The organism is Thermodesulfobacteriota bacterium, from assembly GCA_040756475.1.
Lineage (GTDB): Bacteria > Desulfobacterota > Deferrisomatia > Deferrisomatales > JACRMM01 > JBFLZB01.
Map to the genome: position 1 here is coordinate 1 of JBFLZB010000066.1, position 5,220 is coordinate 5,220.

Genomic DNA, 5,220 nt, shown 5'->3' on the forward strand with positions numbered 1-5,220 from the left:
CCCCGGTCTCTCCCCTCCCCCTCAGCCCTCCTCCTCCATCCGCATGTCGTCTTCCTCTCCCCTTCCCGCAAGTCCCCTGGGTCTCGCGCCGGCGCTCTCCCGGCGAGAGCGGTTGCGGAAGCGGATGGTCACGGGAATCCCCGCGAAACCGAAGGCGTCGCGGAGCCGGTTGATTAGGAACCGCGCGTAGGACGCGGGGATGCCTTCGGCGTAGCTCGCGAAGGCGGCAAACCGCGGCGGCGCCGCCGTCACCTGGGTCATGTAGTAGAGCCGGGTGCGCTTGCCCCCCACGACCGGGGGGGCGAGCTCCCGCACGGCGGCCTCCAGAAACGCGTTCACCTGGGACGTGGGCACCCGCTTGATCCACTCCGCGTGCACCCGATCCACCGCTTCGTACACCTTGGGCACCCGCTGGCCCGTTAGGGCCGAGAGGCTCACGACGGGCACGTGGGCGTGGGGACCCAGGCGGCCGCGCAGGTCCCTGGCCGCGCGGTCGAAGGTCTTGGCATCCTTCTCCACCAGGTCCCACTTGTTGAGGACCAGCACCGCGCCCCGCCCCCCCTTCTGGACCAGGTTCAGGATGCGGGCGTCCTGGTCGGTGAGGCCCTCGACGGCGTCCAACAGGATGAGGCAGACATGGGCGCGTTCGATGGCGCGGATGGCCCGTAGCGTGCTCCAGCGCTCGGCCCCCTCCTCCACCCGGGTCTTGCGCCGGATCCCCGCCGTGTCGATGAGCACGTAGTCCCGGCCGAAGGCCCGGACCCGGGTGTCGATGGGGTCGCGGGTGGTGCCCGCCACCGGGCTCACGGCGACCCGGTCCTGCCCGAGGAGCCGGTTCACGAGGGAGCTCTTTCCCACGTTGGGGCGCCCCAGCACCGCCACACGAACCGCCTCGTCCGCCGCGGGGGGCCGCGGCTCCCCGGGGGGGATGCGCGCCTCCAGGGCCTGGACCAGATCCTCGACGCCCCGGCCGTGCTCGGCCGAGACCGGCACCACCTCGGCAAACCCCGCGGCGTGGAACTCCAGGGCCGCGGCGTCGGTGCCCGGCCCGTCCACCTTGTTCACCACGAGGATCACGTCCTTGGAGCGCTGGCGCAGGTAGCGGGCGATCTCCCGGTCGGCGGGCAAAAGACCCTGGCGGGCGTCGGCCACGAAGAGGAGCAGGTCGGCCTCCTCCACGGCGTAGCGGGCCTGGTGGCTCGTGAGGGCCACCAGCTCGTCGCCGGTCTCGGTCTCCAGGCCCCCCGTGTCCACCAGGTGGAAGCGCCGCCGGTCCCACTCCACCTCGGCGTAGTGGCGGTCCCGGGTCACCCCCGGCACGTCCTCCACGATGGCCTCCCGCCTCCCCACCAGGCGGTTGAACAGGGTCGACTTGCCCACGTTGGGGCGTCCGACGATGGCTACGATCACGATGGCGCCTCGTACCCGTAGCGCTGGAGGCCCCGGGGGTCCTTGGTCCAGTTCTTGTCGACGCTCACGTGCAAGTCCAGGAAGACGCGGGTGTCCAGCAGCGCCTCCAGGTCCAGGCGGGCCCGGTGGCCCACCTCCCGAATCATGCGCCCGGCCTTGCCGATGATGATGCCCTTCTGGCTGTCGCGCTCCACGTGGATGGTCGCGTAGACCGCCACGACGCCGTTGTCCCGCTCCTCCCAGCGGTCCACCGTCACGGCCACGCTGTAGGGGACCTCCTCGCCCGTGAGCTCGAAGATCTTCTCCCGGACGAACTCCTGGGCGATGAACCGCTCGCTGCGGTCCGTGAGCTGGTCTTCCGGGTAGTATTCGGGCCCCTCGGGCAGGAGCCCCGACAGGGCGTCGAGCAGGCCCTCGATCCCCTCCCCGGTCAAGGCCGAGAGCCGGTGGCACGAGTGGAAGGGCAGGAGGCCCGAGAACGCCTCGATGGGGGCGGACCCTACGTCCACCTTGTTGACCCCCAGGAGCACCGGCGTGGCTGCGGTGCGAAGCCGAGCCGCCAGGGCCTCGTCGCCCGGGCGCAGACCCTCGGCCGCGTCCACCAGGAAGACGGCCGCGTCCACGTCGGGCAGGCAGGCCAGGGCCTCCCGCACCAGGAAGCGATTGAGGAGCTTTTCCCCCTCGTGCACCCCGGGGGTGTCGAAGAAGACGAGCTGCGCCGCCCCCCGGTTCAAGACCCCCGCGAGCCGGTTTCGGGTGGTCTGGGGCTTGGGGCTCGTGATGGCGAGCTTCTGTCCCAGGAGGCGGTTGAGCAGGGTGGACTTGCCCACGTTGGGGCGGCCCAGCAGGCCGATGAATCCCGAGTGGGTGATGGGCGTCTGGCTCATGGGGGCAGGCTCGAGAGGCGGGGCGACGGCCGGCACCGCTCCCGCGAACAAGGGTACGCCGGCGGCGGCGCTGCCGGAGAGTCTACCGCATCCCGAGCCCGGCGCCCGCGGGGGACGCCTCGGTGCGGAAGACAAAGAACGTCCGGCTCGTCTGGAGGTCCTTCTGATCGCGGGCGGCCAGGAGCACCCGGTTCGACCCCGGCTTGAGCGGCACCTCCAGGCGCACCGGGAGCTTCTTTCCTCCCCCCCGGTTGCGCTGGTAGTGGATCTTCTTGTCTCCGAGGTACGCATAGAACTCCTTGACCTCCTCGTCGTCGGAGACCGAGATCTCGAGAATCACCACCTCCTCCGCGGTCCGCAGGGGAGGCGGCGACTTGAGGGCCACCACCGGGGGTTTCCGGGCATCCCGGGCCGGGTAGGGCTGGCCCGCCGGAAAGCTGACCGTGTCCGAGAAGAAGCTTCCGTGCTCCCGATCCGCCAGGGTCACGGTAATGGAGACCTTGCCCTCGTCGTCCGCCTTGACCAGGCGAAAGCCCATGGGCGCCTCGGCCGTGGCGCCCGGAGCCAGACCCTCGACCTTGTGGCGCGCCGCCTCCAGGTAGAGCTGCTCCTTCTCGTCGCCCCGGATGTTCACCTCCAGGGTCTGGCTCGGCGCATCCCCCCGGTTTCGCACCTGGATCACGAACCGGCCCCGCTCCGCTTCCTCCAGGATCCCGTCCCCCGAGCGCGCAGGCTCGGCCGTGTTCTCGTCGGAAAGCTCGTATACGTAAGCGAATTCGGGACGGGGCACCGCCTGGGTGCGCACCTCGGCGGTTCCCTCCCCGGCGGGGGTCCCGTCGCCCTGCCGCAGCACCAGGCGCACGGTATCCCAGCGGTCGAGCGACGACCGGGGTACTGCGACTTCGGCCGTCCAGGTCCGGGTCTCGCCCGGCTGGACCGTTCCGAAGGGGAAATCGAGGTTGTTCAGGAGGGGATTCGCCGAGTCCGTGCGCCCCCAGACCCGAGTGACGGGGGCGGTGCCCCCATTGCGAACCGACAGGGAGATCCTGGCCGTCTCCCCCGCCAGGAGGCGCAGCTCGCCGGGAGCCTCCACCTCCAGCGCCGCCTCCGGCGCTCCGGGGCCGGCGTCCCAGGCGATGCCCAGCTCCGCGAGGGTGCGGGCGATCTTCCCGTCTTCTTCCCGCCGCACGGCCTCCAGCTCCCCCGTCGCTGCGGCGAGAAGCGCCTGGCGGGTTTCCGCAAGCTCGGCCGCCTTCGTCCGCGCCAGGATGCGCCGGGCCAGGGAGAGGAAGAAGTCCTCGTCCAGCCGGGCCAGCTTTTCTTCCTTCCCCAGCTCGGCAAAGCTGCGCTGGTCCTCCTCCTTCACCGGCTCGAAGAAGGGGATCTCGGCCCAGTGGTTCTCCGAGGCGTTCCCCCACTCCTTGAAGGCGTTTTCGAGCTCGGCTTCTTCCATGTGGCTCGGCGGTGCGCCCAGACGGGCCTTCCCCGCCTGCACCTGCACGGGGTACACGGCGATGTCGGGCTGCACGCCGATGGACTGGATGGAGATGTCGCCGGGGGTCAGGTACTGGGCGACGGTGAGCTTGAGAGCCCCGCCGTCGGTGAGGGGGTAGAGCTTCTGCACCGAGCCCTTGCCGAAGGTCTTCTGTCCGATCACCAGGGCCCGGGATCCCTTGAGGGCTCCGGTGACGATCTCCGAGGCCGACGCGCTGCCCTGGTTGATCAGCACCACGATGGGCTTGCGGGAGATGAGGCGGTCCTTCTTGGCTTCGGCGCGGGAGTTGGCATCGCTCTCGGGCCCCCGGGTGGAGACGATCACCCCCGCGTCCATGAACCCGTCGGAGAGCTCGATGGCCTGCTCCAGGAGGCCCCCCGGGTTGTTGCGCAGGTCCAGGACGATGCCCCGGAGGTTCCCGTGGGCGGCCTCCGCCTGGGCCACGGCCTTTCGCAGTTCGTCGGTGGTGTCCTTCTGGAAGTTCTTCACCTTGGCGTAGAGCACCGGCGCTTCGGGGCCGCCGAGCACGTAGCTCTCCACGCTGTCCACGTGGATGATCTCCCGCGTGAAGGTCAGCGCGCGGGGCTCGGGCCACTGCTCCCGGGAGAGGGTCAGGGTCACCTGGGTGCCCGGCTCGCCCCGCATCTTGTTGGCCGCCACGTCCACCGGCATGTTGATGGTGGGCTCCCCGTCGATGTAGAGGATCCTGTCGCCGCTGCGCAGCCCCCCCCGGTCCGCCGGGGTGCCCTCGATGGGGGTGATGATGGTCATGTCGCCGTCGCGGATGCCGAACACGAACCCGATGCCGCCGAAGCTGCCTCGGGTGCCGATCATGAACTCCTTGAAGTGCTTGGGGCTCAGGGCGTTGGAGTGGGGGTCGAGCACCCCGAGCGCCCCGTTGAGGGCGAAATAGTACAGGGTCTTCTTCTCCACGGCCGTCCCCAGGTTCGCCGAGACGAAGGTCAGCACCGTGTTGAGCACGTCGGCGGCCGCGCTGAAGCGGCTGGCGGGGGCCAGGTCGAAGGTACGCTCCACCGCGTCCACCCGAACCCGGGCCGTGCTCTTGGCCTCGTCGATGTCCACCAGCACCTCGGGGTACTGGGTCTCCAGGGCGCGCAGCGCCCCTTCCACGAGCTTGCGGGGAGATGCCCGCTCGGGCTCCACGTACTTCTTCTCCACGTGGTAGAACACCTGGTGGATGACCCGGGGGAAGGGGTCTCCCAGGGAGTGGAAGGGAGCGGTGGCGGTGGAGCCGGAAAAGGCGGTGATCAGGCCGAAAACGACCAGCGCCGCGATCAGGGTGACGAGGGAGATCTTGCGCCGCACGATGGAGCCTCCAGAAGAGGGATTTTTACGCGTTCTACGCTAGCACATCGGGCAGGGGGGGGGAAGGCGAAAGGGCCATGCCCGGGGGGGAACCGCTCCCGC

General features: G+C 70.1%; 3 protein-coding genes. All 3 read right to left on the reverse strand.

From position 1 onward, the window contains the following. Positions 1 to 21: 21 nt before the first annotated feature. Positions 22 to 1,410 (reverse strand): ribosome biogenesis GTPase Der, encoded by a 1,389-nt coding sequence (gene der / locus AB1578_11230; protein MEW6488468.1) that lies wholly within the window; start codon positions 1,408 to 1,410, stop codon positions 22 to 24. Continuing rightward, positions 1,407 to 2,297, reverse strand: coding sequence for a GTPase Era (era, locus tag AB1578_11235; GenBank protein ID MEW6488469.1), 891 nt, complete (start codon positions 2,295 to 2,297; stop codon positions 1,407 to 1,409). Before era ends, der begins: the two co-directional genes overlap by 4 nt. Before the next feature lie 82 nt (positions 2,298 to 2,379). Continuing rightward, positions 2,380 to 5,118, reverse strand: coding sequence for an MXAN_5808 family serine peptidase (locus AB1578_11240; protein MEW6488470.1), 2,739 nt, complete (start codon positions 5,116 to 5,118; stop codon positions 2,380 to 2,382). Positions 5,119 to 5,220: the final 102 nt, after the last annotated feature.